Here is a 15,688-nt window from a genome sequence, read left to right on the forward strand (position 1 = left end):
CCTCACTGAATACCGTCTCGCAGTAGGCGTAGAACGAATTCACATTGAAGAGTGCAAACATGTCAACTTGCGGCTTTCACGATGAAAGTCACAACGACGAGCACGTCCAGCGTCTCTTCACTACCAACAATGATCGGGGAGTAAGCGCTGTTCATCGGGTTTAACTGAACCGTCGGCCGAAGTAGCAAGCGTTTCACAGTGCCCCCCTTCCACAGCGGCGATAATGATATCGCCGTGCTCAGCCGTTTTCGAACTGTCCACCACCAGCAAATTACCGTCACTTATCCCGGTATCTATCATTGAATCGCCGGACGCTTCCACAAAATGGGTAGCGCTGGGGTGCTGGATAAGCAGCTCATTCAAATAAATACGTTGCTCAACGTAATCAGCTGTAGGTGAAGGAAAACCGCAAGGAACCCGCTCACTGAACAGCCGCAGCGTGACAATCTCACGCAGTTCTACTGGTGAAAAAAACTTCATAATGAACTCACTCACATTGACACTGTATATACATACAGCGTATATACTGTAGAGAGGAGCTAAAGCATGTTTGCGGAACTCGTTTATGACAAAAGGAATTTCGATGGAATGGGATCATTAATAAGTAATTTCCAGCACCGATAAGTCCACGCGATTCCACTTTCACTGTTCCTACCACCAAACCCACTAGAGTTATCTATTATTGATATTGCACTGTTTAAATGAACAGATATCGGAGGGGACTTGCCCATACAACGCCTTAATTTTGAGCCTTCAGCGATTTATGAATATCCGGAGCATCTCCGTCAGTATCTCTCTGAAATTCCTCCATTACCCGGTGTCTATGTATTCCACGGAGAGAGTGAAACGCTGCCGCTCTACATAGGGAAAAGTGTTAATATTCGCAGTCGCGTGATGTCACACTTCCGTGCCCAGGATGAAGCATCAATGCTCTACCAATCCAAAAAAATAAGTTGGATACGTACCGCTGGTGAAATTGGCGCACTGCTGCTTGAGGCTAAAATGATTAAAGAGCAGCAACCACTCTTCAATAAACGTCTTCGTCGTACCCATCAACTTTGTTCATTACATTTAGATGCAGGACAACCTAAGGTGGTGTATGCAAAGGAGATAGATTTTTCTCATCAACCAAATTTATATGGCCTATTTTCTAATCGACGTAATGCACTTGAAGCATTGAAGTCTATAGCAGATGAACATCGTCTCTGTTACGGATTACTTGGCCTGGAATCACTGAGCGGTAATCGCGGTTGCTTTCGTTCGGCACTGCAGCGATGCGCAGGTGCATGTTGTGGTAAAGAGACCATCGAATCTCATCACCAGAGGCTATTGTTGGCACTTGAACGACTACAGCTTGTATGCTGGCCCTGGAACGGAGCTATTGCTATGAAAGAAGAGAGTGCTGATTTAACTCAGTACCATATTATTCGCAACTGGATGTGGCTTGGCTCAGTCAGTTCACTCGACGAAGCAAAAATGCTATCTCGACAAGAGGCAGGTTTTGATCAGGATGGTTATAAGATCTTATGTAAACCCCTTCTGACCAGCAACGAAAATATTATCATTCTAAACATGTTGGGTTAACGTTAAGACTTTGCTGGGGCACTCCACCGAGTCGATGAGTGAACGGTACAAAATGATCGCAGCCTTAATTGGAAAAAGTTGGTGCTATAGTTACGTGAAAAATCGCGATGACTCCTATCATGAAATTGTTTTATTTTTCACGTGGCGTTTTGGAGATATATTGAGAAGAAAAATTTTTTCAGCAATTACATAACGTTACCGAACGGGTGCTGCTCCACAAGTAAACAACGCATTTAGCTCTTTCCCTCAAGTCTCACAATCAGCGAACGTAAAAAATCCCTGAATCGCTGAGCTGGCGCTGACAGCGGTTGTCCAGCGTTAGTGACCACGCCGACGTCCATGTAGGTGATACAGTCTTCAATCGTCCGACGAATGACGCGCTGGCCGTTTAGCGACCAGGGGCGGTAAACCAGGTCGGATAAGATGGTGATGCCGTTGCCCTGGGCAACGAGGCTGCGCACGGCTTCAAAGGAATTACTACGAAAGTGGATGGAAGGCTGATAGCCAGCGTGCTGCCAGACATGGGTGATCACCGTGGGATATTCATCGGTCTCAAGCATCAAAAAGGGCAGTTTTACGATATCCCGCAGGCGGATAACAGACTGGCTCAGCAAAGCATGTCCCGGAGCGATCCAGAGCTGGCGTAGCGATCGAATAATGGTTTCCACCTCCAGGTCACTGTCGCGCTGAATATTCGATGTGAGCAGTAGACAAAAATCAACCTGCTGCTGACGCAGAGCAGCCAGCAGATCGGGCGCAGTGGCCTCGAAATAGTCAATTTCCAGTAACGGAAAGCGGTTTTCAATGTCACTTAGCATCTCGGGTAGCAGGTAAGCCGAAAGTGTCTGAGCTATCCCTATCCGCACTTTTTCGGCGGTCGTTTCCGGTTGGCGATGCAAATCCTCCAGCGCGATGTGGCTATTGCCGATGATCGTGCGGGCATGAGTCAGGAAACGTTCTCCAGCCAAAGTGAGCTGGATTCCTTTTGGCTGGCGCAGAAACAGCTGTGCATCAAGTGCCTCTTCCAGATTCCGTAATGCGACCGTCATAGAAGATTGCGAAACGTGACAACGGCTAGCAGCTTTAGAAACTTGCAATGTTTCTGCTAATGCTATGTAAAATTCAAGTTGCCTGAGGGTAAATTTCATAGTTTAAAACGATACCATCCGAGCAAAACTTTATATTAGCATCTCCATTTTCTTCGCGGTAATGTTCCAGGGAACAAAAATGAATTATTGAAGGGTATCGCTATGCCTTATTTATTACTCACTCTCGCCGCATGCTTTTGGGGCGGAAATTATGTGGTAGGTCATCTATTAGTCAGTCTTGTTGACCCTGTTCTATTATCCTCTGCTCGCTGGATATTTACGGCCATATTACTGGTAGCGCTCTACTACAGGCAGATTCGTGAGCAATGGAACGCTATGCAGCGTTCTTTTCACATCATCATCTTCCTGGCTTTGTTTGGGCAAGTGTTATTCCCACTGACGCTGTATATTGGTTTGCAATATACTTCTTCGCTTAATGCTGCCATTTATTTGTCTACGACACCGGCATTAGTTCTATTGATCAATAAAACTATTTTTAAGGAAAAAATAACAACCCAGAATATTGCCGGGGTTATTATCAGCTCTTTCGGTGTCGCCTATCTGGTGATGCAGGGGGATTTATGGCACCTGGAAACCCTAAAGCATCTCAATCGTGGCGATCTGTGGACGATGGGTTCGGCAGCAAGCTGGGCGGTATATTGTGCATTTCTGCGGATAAAACCTCGTGAAGTGGGGGGAAATGCGTTTGTGGCCGTTAGTGCGACGATAGGTGCTGTAGTGCTTTTTCCAATATTGATTTTCTCTATGGCGAAAAATGGCATTCCACCACTTGCTGAATTGGGCCACAGTGGTTTGGTGATAGGTCTGCTGTACTTGATAATTTTTCCATCGTGGCTCTCATATTTGATGTGGAATAAAGGCATTCAGGCGATTGGCGCGACGCGTGGAGAAGTGTTTTCCCATTTCATCCCGCTGAGTGGTGGTTTATTCAGCGTGATGTTTCTCAGTGAACCATTACATATATATCATCTGGTCAGCGCGCTACTGATTATCTGCGGGATTGCACTCTGCTCAGGAAAATCAGTGAAGCGAGCATTCAAGGCTAGCGTGTCATAAACAATATATCGCACACAAAACAGAAGCACTCCGTGTAGAAATCCCGGCGTCGCTGCGCTCGGCCGGGCTACAATTGTCGTCGGGGGAAGATGTATATCTCTTCGCCACCCGCGCGGCTACTCTTATCTTACGGCGGTGCGTTTACGCCAGTCGCTCACGACCAGTCCTATAATCATTACGGTGATTGCCAGGCCAACGCCACCGTTATCTACCGGCTGGGAAAGCAAGTCGCCACAGGCTGCGCCGAAAGGACGAGTCAGAATTTAGGCCGCCCAGAAGCAAAATACAGAAAGTGACCAGGTGAGCTACAGTTCCCTATTGACGATAATGAAAAACCGCGCTCACGGGCGAGTTCTTCCCGCTTGATGTTTTCAAAACATTTCTATCGCTAATGCATTGCTAGAGATACCGGGCGCATCATGTTAATATTCCGACTGACACGGAAGAACATATAATTTCACTATGAAACTGCAGAATAAAATACTGCGATTTGTCATTTCATCAGGCGTCGTCATACTGACATCCTCCTTCCTGATTTATGAATTAGTCGCCAGCCATCGGGATATGTCCGAATATATGCGATATATCATCGACAAAGGCGAGTCGGCCTTTCTCTATGAGAAATATCAGAACCAGCTGATTATTTCGCAATTCGCTCAAAAGCTGGATGAACGCCCCACTGCCGAAGCGGCAGCGCATGCCTGCGCCAGCGTACAGCATCGCGGCAACATTCACGGTCTGAACATCGATGGTTACCGCTATTCGAAGCTATCCGGCTCGCTCACTGCGGGGAAAACACCCTGCGACAAATGGGCGCAAAGCCTCCCCGCCCTTGAAGCTTTTGATGCGGCCGTCGACAATAGTACCGCCTGGAAACCACGCCTGCCCGATGCAATACCACAGCAGAAACGTTTTCGTTATTATATTGATGTGGTGAATCAATATATCTATTTTAATTCACCAGTAGTGATTCATGACGCGACATTAACCAGTTGGAATTTCCTTTATGGCGATCGACTGGGTATATCTCCGGCCAGTCTGGAAAATTTATTCCTTGGAAGAACAGTGGTATCCAGTATCTATATTGATACCTTTACTCATAAAAATATCTTAACGTTTTTAACACCGCTCTGGCTTTGTTGAATAAATCAGATTTCGGGTAAGTCTCCCCCGTAGCGGGTTGTGTTTTCAGGCAATACGCACGCTTTCAGGCATACCTGCTTTCGTCATTTTGTTCAGCGCTCGTACCAGGGCCATAGCCTCCGCAACCTGACCATCGTAGTCACGCAGCGTCAGTGAACCCCCGAACAGCTGTTTTACCCGGTACATCGCCGTTTCCGCTATCGAGCGACGGTTATAATCTGTTGTCCATTTCCACCGCGCATTACTCCCGGTCAGCCGCTGATTCGCAACAGCACGGTTACGGTCTGCATATTCACCGGGCCAGTAACCCGCGCCTTTTCGGGGCGGGATAAGCGCGCTGATTTTCTTACGCCGCAGTTCATCGTGACAGAGCCGGGTGTCGTAAGCGCCGTCTGCCGATGCTGCCCTGATTTTTCTGTGAGTCTGCCGGATAAGACCCGGGAAGGCTTCTGAGTCCGTCACATTGTTCAGCGACAGGTCTGCACAGATGATTTCATGTGTTTTGCTGTCAACTGCCAGATGCAACTTTCGCCATATACGACGGCGTTCCTGGCCATGCTTTTTGACTTTCCACTCGCCTTCACCAAAGACCTTCAGCCCGGTGGAATCAATCACCAGATGCGCGATTTCACCTCGGGTGAACGTTTTGAAACTGACATTAACCGACTTTGCGCGCTTGCTGACACTGGTGTAATCCGGGCAGCGCAACGGAACATTCATCAGTGTAAAAATGGAATCAATAAAACCCTGTGCAGCCCGCAGGGTCAACCTGAACACGCGTTTAATGACCAGCACAGTCGTGATGGCAAGGTCAGAATAGCGCTGAGGTCTGCCTCGTGAAGAAGGTGTTGCTGACTCATACCAGGCCTGAATAGCTTCATCATCCAGCCAGAAAGTTATGGAGCCACGGTTGATGAGGGCTTTATTGTAGGTGGGCCAGTTGGTGATTTTGAACTTTTGCTTTGCCACGGAACGGTCTGCGTTGTCGGGAAGATGCGTGATCTGATCCTTCAACTCAGCAAAAGTTCGATTTATTCAACAAAGCCCACCGCTCTATCATCATGAAAACCTACAAGGCATTGTGATGGTCGATCTCTCTCATCAGGACCTACACGATATTTTCTATACCCGTGACCGTCCTCATTTCTGGCGCTATCTGGATATCTCATTTATTGATTCCGATAATAACGCCCATATCGAGGTCCATCGCAGCACGTCTCACCTGCTGAGCTATGTGCACTACAGCCGACCGCTGGCCGAAAACATGCGCGTGGAGCTGTCGCTGGATGTGATGTACTTCCTGCTGAGTTCGTGGAAACTATTCCTGTTTTACCTCATTTCCACCGCCGCGTTGTTGCAGCTTGTTCGCACGCATTTCCGCCTCTACCGGACGGTTAGCCAGGAGAACATCAGCGACGCACTGACCGGGCTCTACAACCGTAAGATTCTCTCGTCGGTGCAGAGCATGCGCTTACAGCGCCTGACGGAACAGGGAGTGGGCGTTGTTGTTATTGCGCTTGACTGCGACAGGCTGAAGTTTATCAACGACACCTGGGGCCACGATGAGGGAGACCGGGTGATAATCATGCTGGCGCAGGCAATATCCGCCACTATCCGCAAAAGCGATTATGGCGTTCGCCTGGGTGGCGACGAATTTTGTATTATCCTGATTGACTACGAAGAAGCTGAAGCGAAGGTGATAACAGAACGTATTCAGGATCATCTGGCGCTTATCGACACGGACAATCGCGTGAGTTTCTCCTGGGGAGCCTACAAAATGCGCCTCGGCGATAGCCTTGAGCAGTCGATGAAGATAGCCGACCAGCGCCTCTATCAACATAAACAGCGTAACAAAACCGCTTCGGCGCATGCACATGGAAAAAATAATGATTGAACCCATCACTGTAAATGTTCATCAACGGCTACTGGGGCTGCTCAACGAGCACCAGGCGCGCTATCGCGTGATGGCGCACGATGCCGTGGGTAAATGTGAAGCCGTGTCTGAAATTCGCGGCACCGCGTTAGGCCAGGGTGCCAAAGCGCTGGTGTGCAAGGTGAAAGGCAACGGCGTAAGCCAGCACGTACTGGCTATCCTCGCCGCCGACCAGCAAGCTGACCTCGCACAGCTGGCGCACCATATCGGCGGCTTAAAGGCATCTCTCGCTAGCCCGGCTGAAGTGGATGCCCTCACCGCCTGCGTGTTTGGCGCGATTCCGCCATTCAGCTTCCACCCGTCGCTACGTCTGGTAGCTGACCCGCTATTATTCGACCGTTTTGAGGAAATTGCTTTTAACGCCGGTAGCCTTGAAAAATCGGTGATCCTCAATACCGAAGATTATCTGCGTATCGCACAGCCGGAGCTGGTCTCTTTCCGCCGTCAATCCTGATCGCTTCGGATACGGTAGGCCGGATAAGCGAAGCGCCATCCGGCACACAGCTGCCTATTGCCGGATGGCGCTTCGCTTATCCGGCCTACATACAATCTCGTTACATTCACACCCATTCATTCTGTTACCGGTATCACGCAAAGCAGTTTACGTAAGCGTAATACGGAATATCGCAATTGTTAACTTTTCTCACTCATCCACACTGTATGGCGTCTTTCCCCACAATCGTGCTGTAACGACACCAGGTGATACGATGAACATGAAAGTTACCCGTAAAGAAAAAATCAGCTATGGATTAGGCGATATGGCCAGCCATATCGGTCTGGACAACGTCATTATCTTTTTAACCTTCTATTATACCGACGTGGTTGGCCTGCCCGCCGCCTTCGTGGGCACCATGTTTTTACTGGCGCGTACCGCTGACGCCATCATCGACCCGGCAATGGGCTATATGGCCGACCGTACGCGCTCACGCTGGGGCAAGTTTCGTCCGTGGATGCTGTGGCTGGCGCTGCCTTTCGGCGTGAGCTGTCTGCTGACCTACGCCGTGCCGCAGTCGCTGGATATATCCGGCAAGATGATCTTCGCCAGCGTCACTTACACCTTCATGATGCTGATGTACACCGCCATCAACATTCCTTACTGCTCGATGGGTGCGGTCATTACGCCAGACAACGATGAACGCATCTCCCTGCAGTCCTGGCGCTTTTTCCTGGCCACGCTCGGCGGCGCCATGTCGACTTTCTTTATGATGCCGCTGGCCGAGTATCTGGGCGGCGATGACAAGCTCATGGGCTACCGTTCCGCAATGGCAATCATGGCCTGCGTTGCCGTGGTGATGTTCTGGATCTGTTTTGCCAACACCCGCGAACGCATTAAGGCCCCAGCCACTCATAACAACTACCTCGCTGAACTGCGTGACCTGCTGCGTAACGATCAATGGCGCGTGGTCGCCATACTGGTGATGACCAATATCGGCTTTGGCGTGATTCGCCTTGGCGCCATGATGTATTTTGTCACCTACTACCTCGGCAGCGCCGCTTACTTTATGTGGATGCTGGCCGCACACATCATCGGCAAAGCCGCCGGTAGCCTGCTGGCCAAACGTCTGACTCGCAACGCCAATAAGGTCCAGATGTTCGGCTACTGCGCCGTGCTGGCCGGGGTACTGAGTATCGGGCTGTTCTTCGCGCCAAAATCCATCGTCGTGCTGGTGCCGCTGACGTTCATCGTCTCTACGCTTTATCAGTCCACCACGACCCTGATGTGGGTGATGATGGCGGACGTCGCCGACTACGGCGAATGGCGTCAGGGCAAACGTATGGACGGCATAATCTTCTCGACCTTCCTCGCCGTGCTCAAGCTGGGTATGGCGCTGAGCGGAGCCATCGTTGGCTGGACGCTTGGCTTTAGCGGTTACGTCGCCAACGCACCAGAGCAAACGCCGCTGGCGATGCACTGCATCGTCGCCCTCTTCACCGTAGTGCCTGGGCTGCTGTCTCTGGGCGCATTCATCACCCTGCGCTGGTACAAGCTGGACGACAGCACCATGCAGGAAATCAATCTTGCGAAAACCCAATCTCTTGTGAAAGGATGAGTCAACCATGAGCGAACTAATTCAGCATGCAAACGCTATCGAGTGGCGCTTCGAACGGCAGATACTGCGCGTAGAGCCCTGGGGAGAACACAGCCTCCGCGTTCGCGCCACCTGTGCTCCGGCGTTCAAGACTGAGCTGAATGCGCTGCTGCCCCAAATTGAAAGCCAGGCGATTATTCAGCAGGATGCGGAAACCCTGAGCTTAACCCACGGCAATATTCGTGCGGTGTTGAACCTCAAAGGGCAGCTGGCGTTTTATAACCAGCGCGGTGAACTGCTGCTGGAAGAGATGTGGCGCCAGCGCTCAACGGTAGGGATTGGCGCCAGCGAAAAGAGCCAGGACAAATACGTCAGCGCCCTCAAGCTCGACGGCCGCGAATTTAAGCCGCTGCCCGGCGGTAAGTATCAGCTGACGGTGCGTTTTGAGTCGCGTGACGGCGAGCGGCTGTACGGCATGGGGCAGTATCAGCAGCCGTGGCTGGATCTCAAAGGCTGCTCGCTGGAGCTAGCCCAGCGTAATTCACAGGCCAGCGTGCCGTTTTTACAATCCAGCCTCGGCTACGGCCTGCTGTGGAACAACCCCGCCATCGGCGAGGCGGTGCTGGCGAAAAACCACACCTGGTGGACCGCGCGCGTCACCGAAGAGATGGATTACTGGATAACTGCGGGCGATAGCGTCGCACAAATTACCCGCCAATACGCGCGCGCCACCGGTACGCCGCCACCCGCGCCGGAATTTATCAGCGGCCTGTGGCAATGCAAGCTGCGCTATCGTAATCAGCAAGAGGTGCTGGAAGTGGCCCGTGAATATCACCGCCGCCAGCTACCGCTCTCGGTGATGGTTATCGACTTCTTCCACTGGCCGAACCAGGGAACCTGGTGCTTTGACCCGGTTGACTGGCCCGATCCTAAAGCGATGGTGGAAGAGCTGGAGTCACTCGGCATTAAACTGATGGTCTCCGTCTGGCCGACGGTTGAAGCGCGCAGCCCGCTGTTCCCGCATATGAAAGCCAAGGGTTGGCTGGTCACCAGCGATCGCGGTGTGCAGGTCAATCTCGACTTTATGGGCAACACCACCTTCTTTGATGCCACCCACCCGCAGGCCCGAGAGTTCGTCTGGGAGACGGTGAAGAAAAACTATTACGATCTCGGTATCAAACTGTTCTGGCTGGATGAAGCCGAGCCGGAGTACCGCGCCTACGATTTCGATAACTATCGCTATCATGCCGGTCCGGTACTGGAAGTGGGCAACCGCTACCCGCGCGATTTTGCGCAGGGCTTCTACGATGGGCTGCACGACGCAGGCGAGCGCGATATCGTCAATCTGGTGCGCTGCAGCTGGGCCGGTAGCCAACGCTACGGCGTGCTGGCCTGGTCAGGCGACGTGCACTCGTCTTTCCACGCCTTCCGCAACCAGTTGGCCGCTGGGCTGAATATGGGTCTGGCGGGGATCCCGTGGTGGACCACGGATATCGGCGGTTTCCAGGGCGGAAACATTCACGACCCGGCCTTCCACGAACTGCTGATCCGTTGGTTCCAGTGGGCCGTGTTCTGCCCGGTGCTGCGCATGCACGGCTACCGCGAACCGCGGGTTCAGCCGCCGGAAAGCTACCGTCATGGTATCCCGCAGTGCGACAGCGGTTCGCCTAATGAGCTGTGGAGCTACGGTGAAGAGAACTTCGCCATTATGCAGCGCTGGCTTGGGGTCCGTGAAAGCCTGCGTCCGTACATTGATGCGCTGTACGATAATGCCCACCGCCACGGTGACCCGCTGATGCGCCCGCTGTTCTGGCACTACCCTGACGAGCCGCAAAGCTGGCAGACGGAAGATCAGTATCTGTTCGGCGAGGATCTGCTGGTCGCGCCGGTGATGCATGCAGGACAACGCCAGCGTGATGTCTGGTTACCGAGCGGTAATGCCTGGGTAGGGCTCGATGGAGAGCGCTATCAGGGCGGCCAGCGCATCACCGCCGCTGCCGGGCTGGAGACGATTCCTCTGTTTATTCGCGAAGGCAGTCCATTGATAACGGTATTGGTCAGATAATCAGGCAAATATCTGAAATCTCCAGCAAAGATTGAAAAAGAACTGTGTACGCCCCGCTTCTTGCGTACAGTAGAGTGACAAACCAGTAGCCCGGCCGAGCGCAGCGACGCCGGGTTACGATAATGCAGTTTTTTTTTCTTTTTCTGGCAAGGATTCCCACTTCATGTTCGATAGCACCCTGTTGCTCCTCCTGTGCCTGGCGGCGCTCGGCTTTATCAGCAACAACTCTACCGTGGCCGTCTCAATTCTGGTTCTCATCATTCTTCGTTCTACCCCACTGAGCGCCTTTTTCCCCTGGGTGGAAAAACAAGGGCTTAGCATCGGGATTATCATTCTGACCATCAGCGTCATGGCACCCATCGCCAGCGGCACGCTGCCGGCCTCCACATTAATACACACGTTTGCCAACTGGAAATCGCTGGTTGCCATTGGCGTCGGCGTGCTTGTCTCGTGGCTCGGCGGGCGCGGCGTAACGCTGATGGGAACTCAGCCGCATCTGGTGGCTGGACTATTAGTCGGTACGGTTCTTGGCGTCGCCCTGTTCCGCGGCGTACCGGTAGGGCCGTTGATTGCCGCCGGTCTCGTCTCGCTGCTTATTGGGAAGTCGTAGTCAGCGCCGCCAGATAGCGCCCCGGCGTTTTCCCTAGCCCCTTGCGGAACATGGTGATAAACGCCGTGGTGGAGTCGTAACCCAGCGACAGTGCCACCTGCTGTACGTTAAGCCCGCGTATTAACATCTGCAGGGCGAGGATCAACTGCAGCTGATGCCGCCAGCGGCGAAAGTTCAGCCCGGTCTCTTTCACCACCAGCCGGGCAAGATTGCGCTCGCTCATGGCGAAGCGCTGCGCCCACTGCGCCAGCGTCTGCCACTGCGCGGGCTCCGCTTCCATGGTCTCCACCATCAGACGAATTTTCGGGTGTGCGGAGACCGGCAACTGTAGCTGCTGCTCTGGCTGCTGCGGTAACTCATCGAACAGAACCTGAATGAGCCGCTGCGTTTCCGGCTCCAGACGCTGGGCTTCATCGCGCTGAGCTAACGCTAAAATCAGCTCGCGCACCAACGGTGATATCTTCAGCGTGCAGCAGTGCGCTGGCATCTGCGCCGCGCCGGGTTCGATAAACAAAAAGCACAGTTCCGCCTGCGGCGTGGCCCGATTGCTGTGCGGTACTTCACCGGGGATCCACACCGCAAACTGCGGTGGTACCATCCACATCGCATTTTCCACTTCACAGGTAATTGCACCGCGCAGCGCAAGAATCAACTGCCCTTTTCGGTGCTGATGCAGCGGAATATGCTGCTCACCCTCCGCTACCTGTACCCCAAACGCGATGGCCGCATCCTGATGGCTATCCGGGTGATAGCCGCCTAAACCGAGTCCCAGCATCATTTTGTCCGAATTTAGCGATAATCTGTCATTTTAGCTTGATTTCAGCAAAGGCTAAACCGGGTATTGTAGTGCTCCCACTCTTTTGTCGAGATGACTATGTCTGATGTTGTGACGTCTTCCAGCCGTCGTTGGCTGCTGATTATTGGTATTTTATTGATTGCTTCGACGCTGCGCGTCACCTTTACCGGCGCCGCCCCTCTGCTTGATTCGATTCGTGCGGAATACGGGCTGACCACCGCACAGACCGGGCTGTTAACTACGCTGCCGCTGCTGGCGTTTGGTCTGGTCTCACCGCTGGCAGCCGGGGTAGCCCGGCGTATCGGCATGGAGCGCAGCCTGTTTATCGCCATGCTGTTGATTTGCGCCGGTATCGCCGTGCGCTCTCTGCCGTCGGTCGCGCTGATGTTTATCGGTACCGCCATTATTGGCTGCGGGATTGCGCTCGGTAACGTACTGCTGCCAGGGTTAATCAAACGTGATTTTGCCTCACAGGTGGCGAAATTCACCGGGGCCTATTCGGTCACCATGGGGGCCGCCGCCGCGTTGGGTTCGGCGCTGGTCGTTCCTATTGCGCTAAGCGGCTTTGGCTGGCGCGGCGCGCTGCTGATGTTGATGGTGTTCCCAGTACTGGCGCTGCTGTTCTGGTTGCCGCAGTGGCGGGCAGCAAAAACCACGGCCATCTCCGGCAGCGGTGCCATGCATAATCGCGGCATCTGGCGCTCGGCGCTGGCCTGGCAGGTGACGCTGTTCCTCGGCCTGAATTCGCTGGTCTACTACGTGATTATCGGCTGGCTGCCAGCAATTCTGATTAGCCAGGGCTACAGCGAAGCGCATGCTGGCTCTCTGCATGGCCTGTTGCAGCTTGCTACCGCCGCTCCCGGTTTTGTGGTGCCGATTATCCTGCATCGTATGAAGGATCAACGCGGGATCGCTATTACCGTCGCGCTGATGTGCGCCGTTAGCGCGCTGGGCTACTGGCTCTTTCCCTCACAGGCGGTGCTCTGGACGGTTATCTTTGGCTTTGGCTCCGGCGCTACTATGATTTTGGGCCTGACCTTTATCGGGCTGCGCGCCAGTTCGGCGCATCAGGCTGCCGCCCTTTCGGGGATGGCGCAGGCAGTGGGCTATCTGCTGGCAGCATGCGGGCCGCCGCTGATGGGGAAAATTCATGATGCCACCGGCGCATGGCATATCTCATTGCTTGCGGTTGCTATCATTGCGCTGGTGATGGCGGTGTTCGGCGGGCTTGCCGGGCGAGATAGAGAGATTAACGTCGGATAACGTCGTAGCCCGGCCGAGCGTAGCGACGCCGGGAAAAATCCCGGAGTCGGCGTACCGCCTCGTCCGGGCTACATTTTTACTGGGCAGCAGCGTGCAGGAAGGCCTGCACCAGCGGCGCTGGGCGTCCCGCCAGCGCGTTACGTTCATGCTGGAACAGCGTGGCCACGAAGAACGGATGCGTGACCAGTTCCACCGCGCGAATGTCACCATTTTCATCCCAGCCGGTTACCCGCAACGCCTGTGATTGCAAGGCATCGGCAAATTCGGCAGAGATGCCGTAGTTGCAATGATAACCTTCTTCAATGCTGTCGCGACCGTACGCGCGGGCAATGAGCGTGTTGGCGCGCAGTTCAATGGTGTCGCTCTTCTCCACCAGCGAGCAGGTCAGCGGCGCAATCACCATGCGGCCTTCGGTATCCGTTTCCGCATGCGCGGCATCTTCCCATCCCATCACGTTACGCGCGTATTCCAGAATAGCGTGCTGGAAACCCCCGCAGGTGCCAAGAAACGGCAGGCTATTTTCGCGAGCATAGCGGGCGGCGGTCAGCGCACCTTCGGTGTTTTCATACGGGCTCGCAGGCACCAGCCAGATGCCATCGAAATCGGCGAAAGCGTCAGCGCTATGCACATCGCGCGTAGCCACCCAGCGGTATTCAATAGGTCGTTCCAGTACCGCAGCGGCGTCATCAAGCGCCAGCGGAATGGCCTGATGCGCAAGGACATCAGCGTTGTAGTCACCCACCAGGGCAATACGAAGAACAGGGGTAGTAGCGGAGTTTTCCATGGGAGATCCTTATGTACAGACATGACGAACGGCATAAGGAGCCTCAGATTAGCGATGTCGTCACGCTTTAGCAATACCCGGAGGGCGAACCCCACGAATCTTTGTGGTATGGTCGAATGGAAAAAGGGAGGAAGGATATGATCCAGTGTAAACGCGTGTATGACGACGCAACACCTGATGATGGTTACCGTGTCCTGGTCGACCGGTTGTGGCCGCGCGGCATCAAAAAGGAAAACCTTATCTACGATGAATGGTGCAAAGACCTTGCCCCTTCAGCCGAGCTGCGCAAGGCCTACCACGGCGAGGTCATCGACTTTGCCACCTTCTGTCAGCATTACCGCGAAGAGCTTTCGCGCCACCAGGACGAAGGCCAGCGTCTTGCTGACATTGCGCAAAGACAGGGATTAACGCTGATTTACGCGGCCGCCAATACCGCGCAAAACCATGCCCGCGTACTCGCCGACTGGCTAAAAAATCGCTAAACCCTGAACGCGATGTCTGCGGACATCGCGTTATTCCACCAGGGCAGCACGCTCTTGCTCAACCTGCGCGTCTGGCGTTAATGGCAGTAAATACTCTGAACGGACAAACGCAAACCCCTGCTGTCCCTCACCTGCGCTGACTTCACCGGTCACCAGCCACAGCGCACGCGGCGCATCGGCGGACAGCTCGGTCATCACGCCGTTAACCGGGTTCAGGCAACGCTCTCCTGGGTTAATCAGCGCAAACAGTTCAACACTCTTGCCAATATTGGCTCGGCCAGCAGCAGTACGGGCACCGATGATCACGGCGATGGTACCCGGTTTCAGCGAAAACATACGTCTCTCGTTAATCAGAATTATCTTAGGTGCGCAGTTTACTGGATAGAGAATGTACTGTCATTTTTTCTGTGGATGATCGCGTCGCCACAGCGCCCACTCCTCAATCGTTTCGCCATTTGGCAGTTTGCAGAGGCTTGATTCGCCCTGCGCATTGACCTGACGAATGCTTTCTCCCCCTTTCTGCTGGCAATAAACCGCAGCAGGATTTGCCATACCAATTTGCGGCGGTAAAGGTGCTTCTGGTTCAGCCTGTTTTGCACATCCTGCAAGCAGCAATGGCAGCAGTAAAACGTAGCGACGGGACATCATTTCTCCTTAGTTTCACACTGGAATTTAGCTTTAAACTCCATAATTTCTTCAAATTAACTACACTTTTGCGACGTAAAGTACATTTCGTTCTCAACTGACCAGAGAACAGAACATTCCATAATCAATGAGTTATTTTGCCCCATCTCCCCCGATGGGGCTTTTTTTTATCTGTAATAAGAAGCAGA

At 53.3% G+C, this 15,688-nt stretch carries 15 protein-coding genes and 2 pseudogenes; 10 read left to right on the forward strand and 7 right to left on the reverse strand.

All coding sequences use genetic code 11. The features are described from left to right. Positions 1-62: 62 nt before the first annotated feature. Positions 63-480: pseudogene (locus tag MY052_RS14280) on the reverse strand (translesion error-prone DNA polymerase V autoproteolytic subunit). Positions 481-723: 243 nt separating this feature from the next. Here MY052_RS14280 and cho point away from each other — a divergent pair. Further along, positions 724-1,584 carry an excinuclease Cho gene (cho, locus tag MY052_RS14285; RefSeq protein ID WP_248537257.1) on the forward strand — a complete coding sequence of 287 codons (861 nt, stop codon included), beginning with the start codon at positions 724-726 and terminating at the stop codon, positions 1,582-1,584. Positions 1,585-1,817: 233 nt separating this feature from the next. Here the strand turns inward: cho and MY052_RS14290 are convergent, their stop codons facing one another. Continuing rightward, positions 1,818-2,732 carry a LysR family transcriptional regulator gene (locus tag MY052_RS14290; protein WP_248537258.1) on the reverse strand — a complete coding sequence of 305 codons (915 nt, stop codon included), beginning with the start codon at positions 2,730-2,732 and terminating at the stop codon, positions 1,818-1,820. A gap of 102 nt (positions 2,733-2,834) precedes the next feature. Here MY052_RS14290 and MY052_RS14295 point away from each other — a divergent pair, with 102 nt between their 5' ends. Together MY052_RS14295 and MY052_RS14300 are read left to right on the forward strand one after the other, a co-directional pair. Continuing rightward, positions 2,835-3,749: a DMT family transporter gene (locus MY052_RS14295; RefSeq protein ID WP_248537259.1), complete on the forward strand. Its 915-nt coding sequence runs from the start codon at positions 2,835-2,837 to the stop codon at positions 3,747-3,749. Positions 3,750-4,211: 462 nt separating this feature from the next. Further along, positions 4,212-4,892, forward strand: coding sequence for a GAPES1 domain-containing protein (locus MY052_RS14300; RefSeq protein WP_248537260.1), 681 nt, complete (start codon positions 4,212-4,214; stop codon positions 4,890-4,892). 45 nt (positions 4,893-4,937) lie between these two features. Here the strand turns inward: MY052_RS14300 and MY052_RS14305 are convergent, their stop codons facing one another. Further along, positions 4,938-5,906 carry an IS5 family transposase gene (locus tag MY052_RS14305; protein ID WP_074449071.1) on the reverse strand — a complete coding sequence of 323 codons (969 nt, stop codon included), beginning with the start codon at positions 5,904-5,906 and terminating at the stop codon, positions 4,938-4,940. Positions 5,907-5,940: 34 nt separating this feature from the next. Between MY052_RS14305 and MY052_RS14310 the strand changes: the two are divergent. From MY052_RS14310 to MY052_RS14330, 5 genes and pseudogenes are all read left to right on the forward strand, one after another. Next, positions 5,941-6,786, forward strand: a pseudogene (locus MY052_RS14310) (diguanylate cyclase domain-containing protein); the annotation flags it as partial. Next, entirely contained in the window at positions 6,779-7,279 is a 501-nt protein-coding gene (locus MY052_RS14315) for a YbaK/prolyl-tRNA synthetase associated domain-containing protein (RefSeq protein WP_248537262.1), read from the forward strand. The pseudogene MY052_RS14310 and the gene MY052_RS14315, both read left to right, overlap by 8 nt. A 253-nt stretch (positions 7,280-7,532) precedes the next feature. After that, positions 7,533-8,876: a glycoside-pentoside-hexuronide (GPH):cation symporter gene (locus tag MY052_RS14320; RefSeq protein ID WP_248537263.1), complete on the forward strand. Its 1,344-nt coding sequence runs from the start codon at positions 7,533-7,535 to the stop codon at positions 8,874-8,876. Positions 8,877-8,883: 7 nt separating this feature from the next. Beyond that, complete coding sequence (locus tag MY052_RS14325; RefSeq protein WP_248537264.1) at positions 8,884-10,920, forward strand: glycoside hydrolase family 31 protein; 2,037 nt, start codon at positions 8,884-8,886, stop codon at positions 10,918-10,920. Between the two features lie 163 nt (positions 10,921-11,083). Next, positions 11,084-11,530 (forward strand): DUF441 domain-containing protein, encoded by a 447-nt coding sequence (locus MY052_RS14330; protein ID WP_248537265.1) that lies wholly within the window; start codon positions 11,084-11,086, stop codon positions 11,528-11,530. On the opposite strand, the gene MY052_RS14335 is transcribed toward MY052_RS14330, so the two are convergent. Then, positions 11,514-12,305, reverse strand: coding sequence for an AraC family transcriptional regulator (locus tag MY052_RS14335; RefSeq protein WP_202218131.1), 792 nt, complete (start codon positions 12,303-12,305; stop codon positions 11,514-11,516). The two genes, MY052_RS14330 and MY052_RS14335, sit on opposite strands and share 17 nt — an antisense overlap. Before the next feature lie 99 nt (positions 12,306-12,404). On the opposite strand from MY052_RS14335, the gene MY052_RS14340 reads away from it, so the two are divergent. Continuing rightward, positions 12,405-13,589 (forward strand): CynX/NimT family MFS transporter, encoded by a 1,185-nt coding sequence (locus tag MY052_RS14340; RefSeq protein WP_248537266.1) that lies wholly within the window; start codon positions 12,405-12,407, stop codon positions 13,587-13,589. 76 nt (positions 13,590-13,665) lie between these two features. Here the strand turns inward: MY052_RS14340 and MY052_RS14345 are convergent, their stop codons facing one another. Further along, complete coding sequence (locus MY052_RS14345) at positions 13,666-14,373, reverse strand: CTP synthase C-terminal region-related (seleno)protein (protein WP_123652520.1); 708 nt, start codon at positions 14,371-14,373, stop codon at positions 13,666-13,668. 137 nt (positions 14,374-14,510) lie between these two features. Between MY052_RS14345 and MY052_RS14350 the strand changes: the two genes are divergently transcribed. Continuing rightward, positions 14,511-14,855: a DUF488 domain-containing protein gene (locus MY052_RS14350; protein ID WP_035897165.1), complete on the forward strand. Its 345-nt coding sequence runs from the start codon at positions 14,511-14,513 to the stop codon at positions 14,853-14,855. 30 nt (positions 14,856-14,885) lie between these two features. Here MY052_RS14350 and MY052_RS14355 read toward each other — a convergent pair whose 3' ends face one another. Both MY052_RS14355 and MY052_RS14360 read right to left on the reverse strand, forming a co-directional pair. Further along, the gene (locus MY052_RS14355; protein WP_035897163.1) at positions 14,886-15,191 is read right to left on the reverse strand and encodes a hypothetical protein; all 306 of its coding nucleotides are present in this window, start codon (positions 15,189-15,191) and stop codon (positions 14,886-14,888) included. A gap of 60 nt (positions 15,192-15,251) precedes the next feature. Then, positions 15,252-15,500, reverse strand: a complete 249-nt coding sequence (locus tag MY052_RS14360) for a putative hemolysin (protein WP_227675092.1) — start codon at positions 15,498-15,500, stop codon at positions 15,252-15,254. Between the last annotated feature and the right edge of the window lie 188 nt (positions 15,501-15,688).

Source organism: Kluyvera ascorbata (assembly GCF_023195735.1).
Taxonomy (GTDB): domain Bacteria; phylum Pseudomonadota; class Gammaproteobacteria; order Enterobacterales; family Enterobacteriaceae; genus Kluyvera; species Kluyvera ascorbata.